Genomic DNA, 15815 nt, shown 5'->3' on the forward strand with positions numbered 1-15815 from the left:
GCAGCTTCTTGGCGTCGAACTTCTTGCCGGTGAAGAGATTCGTGAGCTGGTCCTCGATGCCCTTCAGCGCGTTGCCGAACACTTCTTCGGTGTGCGCGGCCGCGTTGCTCGCATAGTCCGAATAGTTCGCGAAGGCCTCGCGCGCGCCGTTCACCCAGTTCTCGCGGTTCTTCTTGTCCTCTGCGAAAGCGTCCTTCTGCTTCTGGATCTCGGACTCGCGAGCAGCATCAAGTTCCACGATCTTCTTTTTGTAGTCGTCGGATGCGAATGCGTCGAACGGCAACCCATTTTTTGCGGCATCCGCCGATGCTTGGGCCGCGTCTCTGTTGACCTGCAGGATGTAGCGGTCGTACTCCTTGCGGATCGACTTCTGCGCCTCGACCTCTTGACGGGCGCGCGTGCCCAGGCCCACGGTAGAAAGCATGCGGTCGTACTGCTCCGAGCGGCTCTCGTTGGCTGACTCGTAGGACAGTGTGATGCCCTGCAATTGCTTCTCGAAGCCGAGTTGCACTTCCGCGAGTTTGGCCGCCTTCTCCTTGAGCACAATCTGCTGTTCAAGGGCGACGTTTGTGTCGTAGGCGGCCTTGATCAAGTCCTGATTCGCAAGCAGGCTCTGCTGCTCGACGGTGAGTTGCTTCTTGCCCTTCAGATCGGCGATGAGTTGCGCGAACTTGGCGCGCTCCTTCTCGGAGGCGGTCAACTTCTCGTCGGTGCTCAGTTGCTCCTTGAGGGATGCCTCCTGCTGGCGCAGGCTCTCCAGCATGCGGGTTGCAGCGTCGTCCTGGTAAGCCTTCGGTGCTGCGCCCTTCGGGTCCTTGAACTTCTCGTTGATGTTGGAAACGAGCTTGTCGTACTCCGGGCCGCTCGTCGCCTTGCCGAGCGTTTGATAGTCCCGGTTCAGGTCCGCGATCGCCTTCTTTCGCTTGTCGGCGTTGGTCTGGATCTCGTTGGTGAGTTTCTTCAGGCGATCCGATGCATCGATCTGAGCCGAGGCGGCGCGGGCCTTCTCGCCCTCGGCATAGGCGTTGTCTTGCTCGCGGAGAGCCTGACGCGACAGCGCCGCGATGTCTGTTTGAAGCCGCGCATTTCCCTTGTCAAACGCGGTGCCGGTCAGAGAATTGAGTGACCCGCGCGCCTGGCGGTCTGCGAGTTGCTTTTGAAGGCCGGCCAATTTCTCGCCGGTCGTCTCGGGCCGGCCAAGCCCAGCCACCGCATCCCACGTTTCCTTGACGTCGTGGGTCAGCAACCGGAATGCACGCGCAAGCACACCAGCCTGCGCCTCCACGGCCGCCATGCGGGTGGTCGTGGCATCGGCAAGCGTCTTTTGAGCCAGCGCGGTTGCCTCCTCCTTCTGCCCTTGTTCCTCCAACGCACGGATGCGCTCGTAGGTCGCCAGGTTGAGGTAGTGGAGCTTCTCGTTCAGTTCTGCGGATGTCTTCGCCGGCGCGTCCGCGAGTTTTGCAAACTGCCCGACCGCATCGTCGATCGACGTGCCCATGACACGGCTCATCGAGACGACCGCCGCGCCAACGTCTTGGAAGGATGCGCTTGCGATCTTCCCGCTCTGCGCCATCGCCGCAAGCGCCTCGGCGGCATCTCCCTGCGTGCCGGTGATCTTGGAAATGGCGGTCGCAGTGTCCTTGAGCTGGTCGGTCGTCTTGCCGATGCTGTTGCCGGTCAGGATCAGAGCCTTGGCGTAAGCCTCCGATTCCTTGCTGCCTTGGTACATCGCGACCGCCAGGCCGCCCACGGCGCCCGCCGCGAGCGTCAGAGGGGTCACAAGTCCGGCGATGTAGCCGCCCAGCGCCTTCGCAGCGGGTCCGACGCCGCCGAACATGTCCTTGAGCTGACCCCCTTGCTGCAGGAGCACCGTCAAGGGCGCCTGCCCGCCTTGAAGCGAAGTCACGATGTCCGTGAACTGCGCCGGCACGCCCCGAAGGGCTGCGGCGGTCTGAGCGGCAGAGACGCCGACCTTTTGTAGCGCTGGGACAGCAGCGGTGTTGAGCGAATTGGCCGCTGCCTTCGCCTGCATCTCCGCGGCCTTCATTTCGGCGATGTATGGCGCGAACTTGCCTTGATCAAAGCCGAGGAAGTCGACCTTCGCTTCAAACTTCTGTGAGGCCGTCTTGCCCAGGTTCTGGAGTTCCAACGTCGAGCGCTGGATTGCCGCACGCAGGCGCCCCTCATCGCGCGTGAACTTCTCGGTCGATTTGCTGAGCCCATCGCCAATGCCATCCAGGCCCTTTGCCGCGTCATCGCCCGACTTCTTGACGGACTGCGCCATGTCCTTGGCAGAGTCTTTAACTTGCTGGAAGCCGGTTTTGGCGTCGGTCGCGTCTACGCCTACCTCAAGTTGGACTTTTCTGCTGTCGGTGGTCATGGGTGAATCTGGTGATGTGGAGGGGGGGTGCGATGGCGCGGCAACTCGCTATCGACGGAGGATGTCGAGATTGGCTTGAGTGGCCTCGATCAGCGAATCGAAGAATTGAGCCTCGATCGGCTGCAAGTTGTGTGCTTCGCGTTGAACCGCCGCCAAGGCCTTGAGGGTCTCTTGCATCTTTTCCGTCAACGGTGGCAAGGAGGTGACGACGGTTGCCACGAGGGCATCGACAACCGTTTGAAGCGCCGCCAGTTGGCCGGTGTGGATCATGGCCATCTGGTTGGCGGCACTTGCAAACTCAGCGAATTGTTCTTCGGTCATTCTTGGGCTTTCGAGGTTGATGCGGCCAGGAATTCAGCAAATCAGCAGCAAATCAAAACGGCCAGGAAACCCGCATGGATGCTGGATTTCGGGGCCAAAGGGTTTGATTGCCCGTTTGATTGTTTTCATAGGGGGATTTTTTGTCCGCGTGCGGAACCGAGCGGTCTAGAAAGTCGAGGACCGCCGGGGATCGGAAGGCCCCCTGCCCCGTCTCGCTCCACGATGCCCCGCCGTCGCACCAGGCGGGCGCAGGTGACGCGATCGCGACGCGCGAGGGGCAAGCCATCACTCGGCGATCTCGATGGCCGGGATGTCGCTTTCGCGGATATGCCGGGCATCAACCAAGGGCTTGAGCGCAGCGAGCGCAGAGGCCTTGATGCGGCGAAGCTCGGGGCCGACATCGTCACCCTCGAACTCGCGGACCAAGGCAACCACTTCGGCCCGCAGTGCACCAAGGGCGGAGGTGGCTTGCTTCACTTCCTCGATGTTGGACACGTCGACGAGTTGGGACACTTGCATGTCGAAGAAGCCGCGAATCGTCATCGGCAGCATGCGAGGCTCCTGCCAAGTACGGACGGCGCTGTTGGCCAGCGTGCGCATGCCGGCGAGCCAGAAGTCGACGGCCTGGCACCGCTCATCGGCCAGTGCGCCAAGAGCGCTCTCAACCGAGTTCTGGATGTTCTCCCGCGCCTGCTCGAGGCCGGCCAGCACGAAGTACGCCTCGTTGTAGTCCCGGCGTGCGTTGGTCAGCGCCAGCTCTGCCTGATCGCGCACCTTCGTGGCAGCGACCACCTTCGCCAGGGCGTTGGCAATCGGGTCGTCCAGGTCACGGGCGCCGCTCAACTTGGAGCGCGCGACACGGCGCTTCTCTGCCTGTTCGGCGCGCAGCGTCTTGCGGGCCGCGGCGACAACTCCCGAGCTCAGCAGAGCGTTGAGCGCCTGGCGGTCTTGCGTGGCGAAGTCGGCCATCATGCGATGACCTTTCCGGCGAGGCGGAGCAGTGCGTGGCCGTGCACAAGTGGCGTAGAGAGGCCCCAGATCTGGCCGCTCAATGCCTTGGGATTGAGCAACACAGGATGTCGCGCGAAATTGGCCGCACGGCTGCGATGCCGAAGCATGCCAGCGACGTGCGCAGGCGGGACACTGCGAGTGGGCACGCAGCCGAGGGCGCGCGCACGCAACTCCATGTTTTCGATATGACGACGGTAGTTCATTGAGATTCCTTCACAGAGGTGGTTGATGCCAGGTGGCGGAGATGCTGATTGCGCTTGTGCAATGCGACTTCGAGGGCGGCGCGTTGAAACCCGAGTGCCTCGTGCTCGGCGTGCAGATCCATGGCCATGCAGAAGATCGGGTGATGCTGGCCAGCGCGCCATAGCGCTTCGATCTCCGCCATACGGCTGGCGATGCGTCCTACCGAAGAAGCGATGCGGTCGCGCTCACGCTGGGCCAGGCCAAGAGCCGGGCTGTTGATCGACGAAGGTGGTTGCGCCATGTGTTCATGTTCGGAGAGAGACGGCGAATTGGCGTCATAGACTTTTTGGGTTTTTCATAGGATTGGGGACTCGGCGAGCGCACTGGGTGCAGCGGCCTCTCCCATCAAGCAGCCGCGGGCGTCGAGCGGGTTCGGCATCCCCTCTGCCAGGTACGCGTAGTACAGGCGATCGGCCTGAGAGCCGCTACAGCTGATGGCGCGCTGTTCGCCGACTTCCTCGAATAGATCGTGATTGACCTTCCGCTCCGGGTCAGTGGTCACCAGGCGCCAGACTTCTGCGTAGATCGCCCGCTGTTGGCGCCGGCGTTTGCGCTCGGCAGCCAGGTGCGTGCCAGCCGGCCAGTACTCCCCGAATGCTTGGGGGTCGCTCCAACTTCTGACTGCCGCCTCGGTCACACTCGCGTAACGACTGGCGAAGGCGTCGGTGAGCCATTGAGGCGCCGCGAGTTGGTGGAGCAGGCAGAGCTTGACGGCTTCGAGCACTGAGCACCCTCCGGCATCTCCGTCGAAAGCGTCGCGCAATGCGGTGATGGTTCGCGCGGCTTCCTGCTGGGTGAGAGGGTCGGGCGCGCCCGCTGCGATCTGAGCACGCGCCCGCAAAGCGTCCTCTGCGGACGAGGCCCAGGGGTCGAACGCGACAGTGACACGCGCGGCAGGATTTGCGTGCGCGGGGCGCGCGCTCTTGTTGGACTCCGGCCGCCAGGTCATTGCAGAGCCCCACCCCTTGCGGGCGTGCGCACGCACCCAATTGACACTTTCTGTCCACGTTTAGCGAAGGAAGGCGAACCGAGCGGTCTAGAGGATGGCTCGCGCAGGGAACTGATCGGCCCCCGGTGGGGTGGACTGACCACCGCAGAACAGGGTCGTCCTATGAATTGCAGATGCGTGAAGAAGGGGAACCGAGCGGTCGAGGCTGGCGAACCGCTGGAGATTGAAGCCCCCCTCACACCGGCCACCCATCAGGCCCGATAGCCTTGCGCTTGCGGCCCGACCTCTCCTCACGCTGCTTGTCGCTCGAGTGGTGAGTGGCGCAGAGGCTCTGCCAGTTCGACTCATCCCAGAACAGCGTCTCGTCACCGCGGTGCGGGGTCTTGTGATCGACCACCGTGGCGAGCTTCACGAAGCCCGCAGCCTCGCACAACACACACAGGGGGCTGCTGGAGAGATGGCGGAGGCGCGCCCGTTGCCAGGCGTATCCATAGAGGCGCTCCGTTGTCGTCTTGCCTGCACGCCAGGAATCGGAGTCGATCGACTTCAATTGATTGAGGTTCGCCGTCGCAAGGCGAGGCTTGAGGGTCTTGAGGCGCGGCGGCTTCATTGCGTCGGCACCTCCGCTGCTTCCCAGCAACTGCAGCCAATCGCCTGGCCAACCTTGCAGAAGGCGCAGCGCTCCACGCAACATGTGTAGACGTGGTACTGGCCGAACTCGACGCCGCAGTCACGGCAGTTTGACTTGCCATCCGGATAGTCGACGCCGTACTTGACGCGCTCCCCGACCTTGCCGTTCACGACGTCATGGGTGTGGTACTGCGCGTGCTCGATGACGCGGTCCCAGCCGGGCACGCGGTGCGGTTTCTTTGTACTCATCGGGCGTCCTCCCTCGGCTGGGTTCCTGCGTCCTCCCGCGCACGCGGGTGCGAGGGGGCGGAAATACCGGCTTTCGCCTGCTTTTCTTGGCCAATACCGGCCCGCTTTCCGCGCCAATGGCCGAGAAGATCGGCCTGCAAGTGCGGAGGAAGCGCCAGGCAGTCGCGCCGCATCTCCTCGCGGGCTTCATCGCCGTCACCGTGCAGATCGCACACGCGCATGGCCGCCTCGAGCAGATCGGCCGCGGTGTCAGCGGCATCGTGCAGGAACTCGACCAGTTCGGGCTTGTGGGCCAGTAGCAGCTCGCGCAGCGCAGGCGTCAGACGATCGGCGGGCTTGAGCACCAAGTCGACGCCATCAGCCCTGACCGTCATGCCGGCCGCGTAGATTGCGCGGCAGACCTCTGCGGGGCTCACAGCCGGGCCTCCGCATCCATTTCCTCATCACCCTGCGAAGTAAGCGAAGTAAGCGAAGAACAAGCAATGGCGGGGCTTTCCGCCTGATTCTGATGCTCGCGAAGTTTGCGAAGTTGCGAAGTATTGGGGGGCACCGGCGCCGGGCTTACTTCGCTTTGTTCGCCTACTTCGCGAGGGTCAGAATCACGTGCATTCCCGCGTGGTTGCTCATTCTTCGCTTTCTTAGCTTTCTTCGCGGCCAGTTCATAGAACTTGGTTGGGCGACCGTGGCCGGTGCGCTCTTCCTCGACGACGATGCGCGGTGGCGTGGTGGTCAGCAGCTCGTCGAGAGCGGCATCGATGCGGGTCTTGTTGGCGTGGCCCTTGAAGCAATCGCTGGTGATCTGCCAGCGGGTGACGCGACCCTTCGCCTCAAGGAACTCCACGATCTTCGCGGCCGTCTCGTTGGTCTCCGCGACCTCCACCTCGTCGGCGGCGCTGGCGAAGACGAATTTGACCGACTCGACCGAATACCGGATCCAGGCCACCGCCGCATCCAAGTGCGGCACTTCGACCGTGGTGCTGAGGTCGCACAGGGCGAACAGCATCGCCATGCGCAGGAGCATCGGTGCTCGCCGCTCAATGAGGGCGTTGATCCGCTCCCCGTGGCGGCGGTCGTTCAGTTCGCCCATGTACAGGGTGCGCCAACGCTTGGCGGCATCCGATGACAGCTCAACGCGCAGTGTGTCGCGCTCGACCCACCGCGCGGCCTGGCAGAAGTTCAGGACTTCGAGCACCTTGCCGGCGAGGCGATCCACTTCCTCCTTGGATGTCGCCTTTGGGAAGGGCAGCATCTTCGTGCGCTCGGCCCAGAAGGGCAGGAAGCGATTCATGAAACCGTTGGTCAGGTCCTTGGACGCGATGCTCGAGATCAACTCGCTCGGCGTGATGGCGACCGACAGGCAGACATGCGGATTGCTGGCCCACAGACGGTTGCTCTTCGTCGCGGGGCGCAGCGAGCCGCCATCCCAACAGTCGCGCAAGGCGGAAGACAGTGTGTTGCCGTCACGCTTGCCCTGCTGAAGAATGTTCACAAACTCGCTCTCGATCACCAGCAGGCGCTTGTCTTCGATGGCCGGGACTTCCTCCTTGCCCTCGCGATAACCGTCATGGATCATGAAGGCCAGACCTTCGCGCGATGACAGCCCGCCCGCATGGATCTGCGGAGCAGCGTTCTCGTCCATTTCTTCGACGCGGTGAGCGATGCGCTTCACCAGGGCGACGGCATCGCCCTTGCGGCCTTCGCCGGAGCGGCCGATGTGTTGGGTGAACAGGCGCGTGTGGTGCCAGGTGTTGCCGATGGGCATGTACGGGCCGCGGCCAACAGCACAGCTCAGGTAGGCCATGGCGTTCGCGGCGATCGCGTAGGGGTTGGCTTCGGTGGTCTCGCTGCCCGCCTTGGCAATCTCGCCGACGAGCCCGTAGAGGCAATCCGGCGATGGCTGGGGAGCGTTGCGGTGGTCGTCGATCGAATCGTCTTCCACCGGCTGAGCCATGTCGAGGTTCTTCACGACGGCGTTCACGGTTGCACCTCCCTCGTGGCGTCGAGGCGATGCAGATCGTTGAAATCTGTATCGTCGTCGCCGCGCGGCAGATCAGTGAAGTCGGGGACCGCCAGCAGGCCGCCCACAGCACGCGCGGCTTCGGTCGCTGCCGTCATGCCTGGATTGCCGTCGGTCTTCCAGTCGTCGTCGGCCGCGACCACCAGGGTGATGCACGGGAATTTCGTGCGCAGCGCCTTGGCCACCGGCTGCAGGTTTCCGGCGTTGAAGGCGATCGCGACCGCGTCGCCGCTGTCCTCGTGGATCGTGGCGCCCGTTGCATAGCCTTCGCAGATCACCAGGCGGCCGCTGGGCCTGCCGATGGCGTGGTAGCAGCCCTTCACGCGCGCGCCGGGCATGAAGCGCTTGGAACCGTCCGGCGCGATGCTCTGCAGGCCGTGGAGGTGGCCCACGGCGTCGCGCAGCGGGATCAACAAGGTGTGGCCGGCCTCAATGCGGATGCCGTGAGCACGGACGCTCTTGGCAGTGAGGTAGGGATGCTCGGCAGCAGGCTCGGCAGCCGCCCAGCGGATCGCAGCGGCGGCGGCAGCGTCCACGTGGCGCTGGAGCTGCTCGGCGTCGTGCTGACGGCGCAACGCGTCCATGCGGCGGGCAAATGCCTTGCGCTCGGCCGGTGTCAGTTCGCGCTGGTGATGGCGGGTCTCGACGTAGCCGCAGCGAAAGCAATGGGCGACACCGTGATCGTCGGCGGCAATCGTTACGCCCATCGTCTTGTCGTTGGGCTTACGACCGCATGCGGGGCAGATGGTGCGATGGTCGCCGATGGGGAGATCGGTCCAAATGATCATTCGGCACCTCCCACGCGACGCAGAAACGCCTCAAGGTCTTCGATGCGGGTGCAGAAATGCGAGAGGTTCCAGCGGGCCACCAGCCAGCCGTCGGTCACGGTGTCATGGACCGAGAAGCCGCGTAGAGCCAACTCGGCTTTCAGCGTGGCGAGACCCTTGTCGACATTGACAGTCGACGCGTCAGGTGCGGTCGAACCGACCGCGTCTTGTTGAGCGATCTTGTGCATGACGCTTTCCCGGTTAAAGGGCCGCGATCAGCTTGTCGATGTCGGACTTGCGCCAACAGGTCGTCTTCGGGCCGAGCTTGATGCCAGGCGGGAAACGACCGTCCTTGATGCCGTTCCACCAAGTCGCGCGAGACACGGGAACGCGTTGCAAGACTTGGGGCAGACGCAGGAGCGCGTCGGTGGAGGGTGCCGATGTGGCGATAACTTCAGTGGCCATTGCTTGCCTTGTTTTTGCAATACAAAAAAGCCACCAGCGCCGGGCATAGGGTCAAGCATCTAGCAATACTTGATTTCCGCCTTAAACTTTGAGTCCTCTCGTCCAAGAGTGGGCTCTGGGTTTCGGCCTGGTGTCCAAGAAGGCCCCTTGAGTTCCTAGGCTCCCGGGGCTTTCTGCTTTCTGGACCATCAGTCGACTATTTGTCGATCTATTTGTCCAGAGCGCGGGGTAATGATATGGGAGCGAAAAGATGTCCACTCCACGCGAGCACATCTAGGGGTGGTAAGAAATACATGGTCAGGCACGGGCTATTTCTTCCCCCTGCGGGCCGCCTTCTCTGCCGATTCCGGTGAGCCGGCGCTCGGAAGCTTGCACATGACAAGGATCTCGTTTGCGAGTTTTGGAGCCAAAGCCGCTTTGGTCCCTGCAGCGCGAAGCTTCTTGATGATCTCGGCAAGCAAGATGTCTCTCGGCCGGGTGCTCTTGCGGCCGGCCTTGGATGAGGTTTTCTTGAGGCCGGACGCCACCTGCGATGCCAAGAACTCCACCATCAGTAGACCTTCAGTTACGGTCTTCTCGATCTCGTGAAAGTTCATCTCGAGTCGCAGCGCATGGGTCGCCAAGTACGCGCCAACTTGCGGGGGAACAGCCGCCGGGCCTAGCGCTGTGCGCACGGCACGCACTCTCCGCTTGAGGTTCTCCAGGTACTGGATTTCCTCGGTTCGTGTGGGCATGGAGCGGGCGTATTCGTCATTGAGTCGGTAGTTCCCCAGTTCCCTTCCCAGCCACGCACTGAACTCGGCGATGTCGATCCCGTGCGGTGCGAGTAGCGATCCGAGGTCCGGCACCGTCTCGTCAATCCATCCACCAGTGAAATATTTCTTGTGCTTCATTTGGGGGCCGAACGGGATGTCGTCGTCCATGTCGTCGAAGCCTCCGTGGATGTTGAGCATCTGCATCTGGTGCAGGTATTGCGCCGGTTGTGGCCGCCTCGGCAGGTGGCGCCTAGCGCGGAAGAACAGTTCATGCGTCCCTGGCCATCTGCACAGTCGGCCGAGAGTTTTTTGCCGAACGAAGCCTATCGAGGTAGTCCGCCCACGCTTGAAGCATTTCCCGGCGCTGCTTGAGGAACTCGGTGCGGTTGTAGGCGCGCCCGAGGCTGTCGGCCACGCTGTGCGCAAGCTGGGCTTCGATGACCGCCCGGTCGAACCCCAGATGCTCATCCAGGATGGTCCGCGCCGTCGCGCGAAATCCGTGGCCGGTGACTTCCTTTTGTGTGTCGTAGCCAAGCCGGCGCAAGGCCGCGTTCACGGTGTTCTCGCTCATGGCTCGCTCGTGGTCGCGCTCGCCGCGAAACACCAGACCGAGGCCGGTGGACCCGGTCAGAGGCTGCAGATCTCGCAGTAGATCGACTGCCTGGCTCGGCAGGGGAACGATGTGCGGATCGCCGTGGAGCTTGCCGGCGCGCTGGCGCTTCATGCGCCCGGGCGGAATCGTCCATGTGGCCACGTCCAGATTCATTTCTTCCCAGCGAGCAAAGCGAAGCTCACCAGGGCGCAGCATCAGCATCGGTGCGAGTTGGAGAGCCGCACGCACGACCGGCGTGCCGGAATAGCCGTGCAGCGCGCGCAGGAGCGCCGCCAGGTCGTCTAGATCGGTAACTGCGGCCATGTGCTTCACCACCGGCTTGCGCAGTGCGCCCTTGAGGTCACGCGACGGATCGGCACGCAAGCGGCCGGTGGCGATACCGTAGCGGAACACCTGCCCGCAGTTCTCCAGCGCTCGATGGGCCGTCTCAATGGCGCCGCGTGACTCGATCTTGCGCAGGACGGCCAGAAGGGTGGGCGCATCGATGTCGGCGATCGGCAGGCGGCCGAGATAGGGGAACAGGTCTACTTCCATCCGCCGCATGATCTTGTCGCCGTAACTCGGCGCCCATTCATCTTTGCGGGTGGCAAACCACTCCCTGGTGACGGCCTCGAAGTTGCTGGCGCCGCTCACCATGGCGGCCAGCTTTGCGGCTTTCTTGGCCTCGTTCGGATTGATGCCGGAGCGCTTTTGTCGACGGGCGTCCATGTGCTTCTCCCGAGCTTCGGCCAGGGTCACCTCTGGATAGCTGCCGTAGCTCACCACGGTTTCGCCATTGGACGTGCGGATGCGCCACTGCCAATACATGCCGCCCGCCGGCGTGATGCGCAAGTACAAGCCATCACCATCGGTATGCTTGCCGGGCGCTGGCTTCGCCTTGAGCGCCCGCAGCTTCAGTTCAGTAAGTGCCATTCGCCCCCCGCCAAGTTGGAATGGGGGTAAATGTACGGGGTAAAGAGGTTGATTGATTGGGCTGCATGTAGATTTCATGCGGCCTGCGGCAGTTCTTTCGGTAGAGCCCCAGCCACCAGTCTTCCAAGCCCCTGATTCTTTGCGAAATCAGGGGCTTTTTGACGTCTGGTGCTGGGCGTGCCCCGCATCTTCAACCTCCGGATCGGACTCGTACGAGCGCGCGCAGATCACGTCGTACGCCCTTTGCGACTGGATGTTCCGCGACATCTACCTGCAGCCACCGGCGCAGGCAGCGTCGGTGAGTTCCTCGTCGACCTTCAAGGACTTCCCGCCGAGGCAGAGGACCGCGAGCTTCAGTTTGAACCAGGTGCTCGCGGAGTGACGGGGGCAGTCATGCGCAAGCTGATGCCAGCGCCAAGGGCCGGTGCGTCCCGGGCGACGCCGAGGCCGCGGTGCCTGGCGCCTGGATCAGCGCGCCGCCGACGTGTCGTTGTGCACGGTCGGCGCGTCCGCGCTTTCCGGCAACCGCACCTTCGCAATGCCGCCCAGGAACAGGTCCGCGACGATCGGCGCCATGGCGTCGTAGTCAAGTTCGCCGTCGGGCTTCATCCAGGTGAACATCCAGTTGATCATGCCGAACAGCAGCATGGTCAGCGGCTTGGACAGGTGGGCGCTGGGCTGGCCTTCGCGCATTTCCGATACCGCGCGGGCAAAGCCGGCGACGACGTGACGCTCCTTGTCGAGCACGCGCTCGCGATCGTCGGGCTCGAGGAACTTGACGTCTTCCGTCAGCACGCGGTGCGCGTCCTGTGCGTCGGCGTACTCGGCAACGATGCGATGGATCAGGTGGCGCAGCCTGGCCTCGCCCTGCAAGTGAGCGGAAGCCTCGTCGTCGATCAAGGCCTGCAAGCGCGACACATGACCCTCGGCGATGCTGACGAGCAGGCTGTACTTGTCCTTGTAGTAGTGATAGAGGGAGGCCTTCGACAGCCCGCAGGCCTCCGCCACCTGGTTCATCGACGCCGATGCATAGCCCCGCCTGGCGAACAGCGCCGCGGCGCGGGACAGGATCATCTCCCGCTGGTCTTCGTAGGTGGCAGCTCGTCCGCGCGGCATGTCGAACTGTTCCTGCCTTATTCGTCGTCGCGCTTGGTGGCGATCAGCGTGCGCACCGGCGAATGCTGCACGCGCGGCCGGTCTGCCTCGACGGCCGCGAGCGGCGCGACCTCGACCAGGCTGGCAAGGCAGCGCCGCGTGAGCTCCTGGTAGGTGAGGGTGCCGTCGAGCTTCCAGGCGATCTCCTGGTCGCTGAGTTCGCGCTTGACCTTGGCAGGCATGCCCGCGGCGAGGCTGCGCGGCGGCACCTTCATGCCGGCCGGCACGAAGGCGCAGGCCGCGACGAAGGAACTCGCGCCGATCTCTGCCTCGTCCATTACCACTGCGTTCATGCCGACCAGGGCATCGCGCCGCACGATGCAGCCGTGCAGCACCGCGCCGTGGCCGACGTGGCCGTTCTCCTCGATGAGCGTGTCCTGCAGCGGAAAGCCATGCATCACACAGGTGTCTTGCACATTGGCGCCGGCGTGGAGCACGATGCGGCCGAAGTCGCCGCGCAGGCTGGCGTTGGGACCGATGTAGCAGTCGGGGCCGACGATCACGTCGCCGATAAGTACGGCGGTGGGATGCACGTAGGCGCTCGGGTCGACCACCGGCACGACGCCTTCGATGGAGTAGCAGGGCATGTCTCGTCCTCTTTTCTTTTGACTAAGGGTTTGCACTAGGCCAAACATCTTGCGCGGCGAAGTCGGGAAATAATAAACTCTACCGAACGGTCGGTCAATAATGTTTTGAGAGACAAGAACAATGTCAGAACCCACGATTTCGGTTGCGCAGACGGGTAGCGTCACCACGCTCACGCTCAACCGCCCCACGGCGATGAACAGCTTCACCAGCGCGATGCATGCGGAGTTGCTGGCCGCGCTGAACGGCGCCGCGGCCGATGCATCGGTGCGCTGCGTGATCATCACGGGCGCCGGACGCGGCTTCTGCGCGGGCCAGGACTTGAGCGATCCGGCTGCCGCGCCGGGGCAGGACCTGGGCAAGCTGATCGAGGCCAACTACGCGCCGCTGGTCGAGCGCGTGCGCTCGATGCCGGTGCCTGTGATCGCGGCCGTCAACGGCGTGGCCGCGGGCGCAGGCGCCAATCTCGCGCTGTGCTGCGACCTGGTGATCGCCGCGCGGTCCGCCTCCTTCATCCAGGCCTTCTCGAAGATCGGACTGGTGGTCGACACAGGTGGCACGTGGCTGCTGCCGCGGCTGGTGGGTTCGGCGCGCGCCCTCGGGCTGGCGATGCTGGGCGACAAGGTGCCTGCGGCCGACGCGGCGCAGATGGGAATGATCTGGCAGTGCGTCGACGACGCCGCGCTGCTCGATACCGCCAACGCCCTGGCCACTCGGCTGGCCGGCATGCCGACGCGCGCGCTGGTGGCCACGCGGCAGGCACTGACCTCGGCGCAGGGTATGGACATGCGCCAGGCCCTGCAGCAGGAGGCCGCGCTCCAATCCGAACTCGGCAGCGCGCACGACTATCTCGAAGGCGTCGATGCGTTCCGCAACAAGCGCGCGCCGACCTTCACCGATCGCTGAGCACTTGCAGCCCGCGCCAATCCACATGACCGAACTCTCATCTCCACAACAAACCGCCGAATACGTCCGCGAAGGCATGCTGCGCAACGACCGCGCGACGCGCGCGCTCGGCATGCGCGTGCTCGAGATCGCGCCCGGCAGCGCAACGCTCTGCATGCAGGTGCGCGAAGACATGCTCAACGGCCACGACACGTGCCACGGCGGCTTCATCGCCACGCTGGCTGATTCGGCCTTCGCCTTCGCGTGCAACTCGTACAACGAACTCACCGTCGCTTCAGGGTTCGGCATCGACTTCATTGCGCCGGCGAAGCTCGGGGATGTGCTCAATGCGCGTTGCGAAGAGGTTTCGAAGGCCGGGCGTACCGGTGTCTACGACACGGAAGTCACCAACCAGCGGGGCGAGCGCCTGGCGGTGTTCCGCGGCCGCTCGTACACCGCCAGGGGCAAGCCGGCCGTCACGCTTGCGTGACGCCTGTACGCCTGCGTGACGCCCATACGCCCGCCTGAACCCTGCGAGACCCCAGAGGAGACAAGAACATGCCCGTGAAACAACCCGCCCCCGGCGACCTGTCGGCCATCGAGACGGCCAGCCGCGACGAGATCGCCGCGCTGCAACTGGCGCGCATGAAGGAGACGCTGCAGCGCGCCTACGACAACGTGTCGCACTACCGCAAGTCCTTCGATGCGAAGGGCGTGAAGCCGGGCGACCTGAAGCAGTTGAGCGACCTGTCGAAGTTCCCGTTCCTGGTGAAGTCCGACTTGCGCGACAACTACCCCTTCGGCCTGTTCGCGGTGCCGCGCGAACAGCTCTCGCGCGTGCATGCATCGTCGGGCACGACCGGCAAGCCGACCGTGGTCGGCTACACGAAAAAGGACATCGACACCTGGGCCGATCTCGTCGCGCGATCGATACGCGCCGCAGGCGGACGCCCGGGCGACCTGATCCACATCGCCTATGGCTACGGCCTGTTCACCGGGGGCCTCGGCGCGCACTACGGCGCCGAACGCGCCGGCTGCACCGTGGTGCCGATGGGTGGCGGGCAGACCGAGAAGCAGGTGCAGCTGATCCAGGACTTCCAGCCCTCCATCATCATGGTCACGCCCAGCTACATGCAGGTGGTGATCGAGGAGTTTGCGCGGCAGGGCATCGATGCACGCGAAAGCTCGCTGAAGCTCGGCATCTTCGGCGCCGAGCCCTGGACCGAGGCGATGCGCCACGACATCGAGCACAAGGCCGGCATCGATGCGGTCGACATCTACGGCCTTTCCGAAGTGATGGGCCCGGGCGTGGCCAGCGAATGCATCGAGAGCAAGGACGGCCCGGTGATCTGGGAGGATCATTTCTATCCCGAGATCATCGATCCCGACACCGGCGAGCTCATGCCCGACGGCGAGGAGGGCGAGCTGGTCTTCACCTCGTTGACCAAGGAAGCCATGCCGGTCGTCCGCTACCGCACGCGCGACCTCACGCGACTGCTGCCGCCGACCTCACGCTCGTTCCGCCGCATGGGCAAGATCGTCGGCCGCAGCGACGACATGATGATCATCCGCGGCGTCAACGTGTTCCCCACGCAGGTCGAGGAGATCGTGCTCGCGCACGAGGCGCTCACCGGCCTCTACCAGATGCACATCAGCCGCGAAGGGCTGCTCGACCAGGTCGAGGTGCATTGCGAGCTGCAGCCCGGCAGCGTCATTTCAGAAAGCGATCGCGGCGCGGTGGCGAAATGGGTGCAGCATCGCATCAAGACGCTGGTCGGCATTTCGACCGAAGTCCGCGTGTTCGACCCGAACACGATCGAGCGCACGCAGACCGGCAAGGCCCGCCGCGTGGTCGACAAACGTCCCCGCTGAACAAGG

The 15815-nt window shown here is 64.0% G+C and carries 20 protein-coding genes; 4 read left to right on the top strand and 16 right to left on the bottom strand.

Annotated features, from left to right (window positions below; genetic code table 11):
- The 14 genes from HCU76_RS24360 to HCU76_RS24425 form a co-directional block, all read right to left on the bottom strand.
- A partial coding sequence (locus HCU76_RS24360; RefSeq protein WP_218510841.1) for a phage tail length tape measure family protein occupies positions 1–2380 on the bottom strand: 2380 nt, incomplete at its 3' end.
- 48 nt (positions 2381–2428) lie between these two features.
- Positions 2429–2701: a hypothetical protein gene (locus HCU76_RS24365; protein ID WP_218510842.1), complete on the bottom strand. Its 273-nt coding sequence runs from the start codon at positions 2699–2701 to the stop codon at positions 2429–2431.
- Between the two features lie 285 nt (positions 2702–2986).
- Positions 2987–3670, bottom strand: a complete 684-nt coding sequence (locus tag HCU76_RS24370) for a hypothetical protein (protein WP_218510843.1) — start codon at positions 3668–3670, stop codon at positions 2987–2989.
- Positions 3671–3911: 241 nt separating this feature from the next.
- Positions 3912–4196, bottom strand: a complete 285-nt coding sequence (locus HCU76_RS24375; RefSeq protein ID WP_218510844.1) for a hypothetical protein — start codon at positions 4194–4196, stop codon at positions 3912–3914.
- Between the two features lie 54 nt (positions 4197–4250).
- Complete coding sequence (locus HCU76_RS24380; RefSeq protein WP_218510845.1) at positions 4251–4904, bottom strand: hypothetical protein; 654 nt, start codon at positions 4902–4904, stop codon at positions 4251–4253.
- A 235-nt stretch (positions 4905–5139) separates the two neighbouring features.
- Positions 5140–5514 carry an HNH endonuclease signature motif containing protein gene (locus HCU76_RS24385; protein WP_218510846.1) on the bottom strand — a complete coding sequence of 125 codons (375 nt, stop codon included), beginning with the start codon at positions 5512–5514 and terminating at the stop codon, positions 5140–5142.
- Positions 5511–5783, bottom strand: coding sequence for a hypothetical protein (locus tag HCU76_RS24390; protein ID WP_218510847.1), 273 nt, complete (start codon positions 5781–5783; stop codon positions 5511–5513). The genes HCU76_RS24385 and HCU76_RS24390 overlap by 4 nt, the downstream gene beginning before the upstream one ends.
- A complete protein-coding gene (locus HCU76_RS24395) occupies positions 5780–6199 on the bottom strand; it encodes a hypothetical protein (protein WP_218510848.1) in 420 nt (139 codons plus the stop codon). The genes HCU76_RS24390 and HCU76_RS24395 overlap by 4 nt, the downstream gene beginning before the upstream one ends.
- Positions 6196–7761 carry a DUF3987 domain-containing protein gene (locus HCU76_RS24400; protein ID WP_371319895.1) on the bottom strand — a complete coding sequence of 522 codons (1566 nt, stop codon included), beginning with the start codon at positions 7759–7761 and terminating at the stop codon, positions 6196–6198. The genes HCU76_RS24395 and HCU76_RS24400 overlap by 4 nt, the downstream gene beginning before the upstream one ends.
- The gene (locus HCU76_RS24405; protein ID WP_218510849.1) at positions 7758–8588 is read right to left on the bottom strand and encodes a toprim domain-containing protein; all 831 of its coding nucleotides are present in this window, start codon (positions 8586–8588) and stop codon (positions 7758–7760) included. Before HCU76_RS24405 ends, HCU76_RS24400 begins: the two co-directional genes overlap by 4 nt.
- Positions 8585–8815 carry a hypothetical protein gene (locus tag HCU76_RS24410; protein WP_218510850.1) on the bottom strand — a complete coding sequence of 77 codons (231 nt, stop codon included), beginning with the start codon at positions 8813–8815 and terminating at the stop codon, positions 8585–8587. Before HCU76_RS24410 ends, HCU76_RS24405 begins: the two co-directional genes overlap by 4 nt.
- A gap of 13 nt (positions 8816–8828) precedes the next feature.
- A complete protein-coding gene (locus HCU76_RS24415) occupies positions 8829–9032 on the bottom strand; it encodes an AlpA family transcriptional regulator (protein ID WP_218510851.1) in 204 nt (67 codons plus the stop codon).
- A 308-nt stretch (positions 9033–9340) separates the two neighbouring features.
- The gene (locus HCU76_RS24420; protein WP_218510852.1) at positions 9341–9991 is read right to left on the bottom strand and encodes a hypothetical protein; all 651 of its coding nucleotides are present in this window, start codon (positions 9989–9991) and stop codon (positions 9341–9343) included.
- Positions 9992–10055: 64 nt separating this feature from the next.
- A complete protein-coding gene (locus HCU76_RS24425; RefSeq protein WP_218510853.1) occupies positions 10056–11312 on the bottom strand; it encodes an integrase arm-type DNA-binding domain-containing protein in 1257 nt (418 codons plus the stop codon).
- A gap of 253 nt (positions 11313–11565) precedes the next feature.
- Here HCU76_RS24425 and HCU76_RS36785 point away from each other — a divergent pair, with 253 nt between their 5' ends.
- Positions 11566–11694, top strand: a complete 129-nt coding sequence (locus HCU76_RS36785) for a hypothetical protein (RefSeq protein ID WP_256354412.1) — start codon at positions 11566–11568, stop codon at positions 11692–11694.
- A gap of 86 nt (positions 11695–11780) precedes the next feature.
- On the opposite strand, the gene HCU76_RS24430 is transcribed toward HCU76_RS36785, so the two are convergent.
- Together HCU76_RS24430 and HCU76_RS24435 are read right to left on the bottom strand one after the other, a co-directional pair.
- Positions 11781–12428 carry a TetR/AcrR family transcriptional regulator gene (locus HCU76_RS24430; RefSeq protein ID WP_218510854.1) on the bottom strand — a complete coding sequence of 216 codons (648 nt, stop codon included), beginning with the start codon at positions 12426–12428 and terminating at the stop codon, positions 11781–11783.
- 17 nt (positions 12429–12445) lie between these two features.
- Positions 12446–13054 (bottom strand): phenylacetic acid degradation protein PaaY, encoded by a 609-nt coding sequence (locus tag HCU76_RS24435; protein ID WP_213958609.1) that lies wholly within the window; start codon positions 13052–13054, stop codon positions 12446–12448.
- A 121-nt stretch (positions 13055–13175) separates the two neighbouring features.
- On the opposite strand from HCU76_RS24435, the gene HCU76_RS24440 reads away from it, so the two are divergent.
- The 3 genes from HCU76_RS24440 to paaK all read left to right on the top strand — a co-directional run bounded on the left by HCU76_RS24440 (position 13176) and on the right by paaK (position 15809).
- Positions 13176–13958 (top strand): enoyl-CoA hydratase-related protein, encoded by a 783-nt coding sequence (locus HCU76_RS24440; RefSeq protein WP_213958608.1) that lies wholly within the window; start codon positions 13176–13178, stop codon positions 13956–13958.
- Between the two features lie 25 nt (positions 13959–13983).
- Positions 13984–14427, top strand: a complete 444-nt coding sequence (gene paaI, locus HCU76_RS24445) for a hydroxyphenylacetyl-CoA thioesterase PaaI (RefSeq protein WP_213958607.1) — start codon at positions 13984–13986, stop codon at positions 14425–14427.
- Between the two features lie 68 nt (positions 14428–14495).
- Positions 14496–15809 carry a phenylacetate--CoA ligase PaaK gene (gene paaK / locus HCU76_RS24450; protein ID WP_218510855.1) on the top strand — a complete coding sequence of 438 codons (1314 nt, stop codon included), beginning with the start codon at positions 14496–14498 and terminating at the stop codon, positions 15807–15809.
- Positions 15810–15815: the final 6 nt, after the last annotated feature.

It is taken from the genome of Variovorax sp. dw_308 (assembly GCF_019207085.1).
Classification (GTDB): Bacteria; Pseudomonadota; Gammaproteobacteria; order Burkholderiales; family Burkholderiaceae_C; genus Variovorax.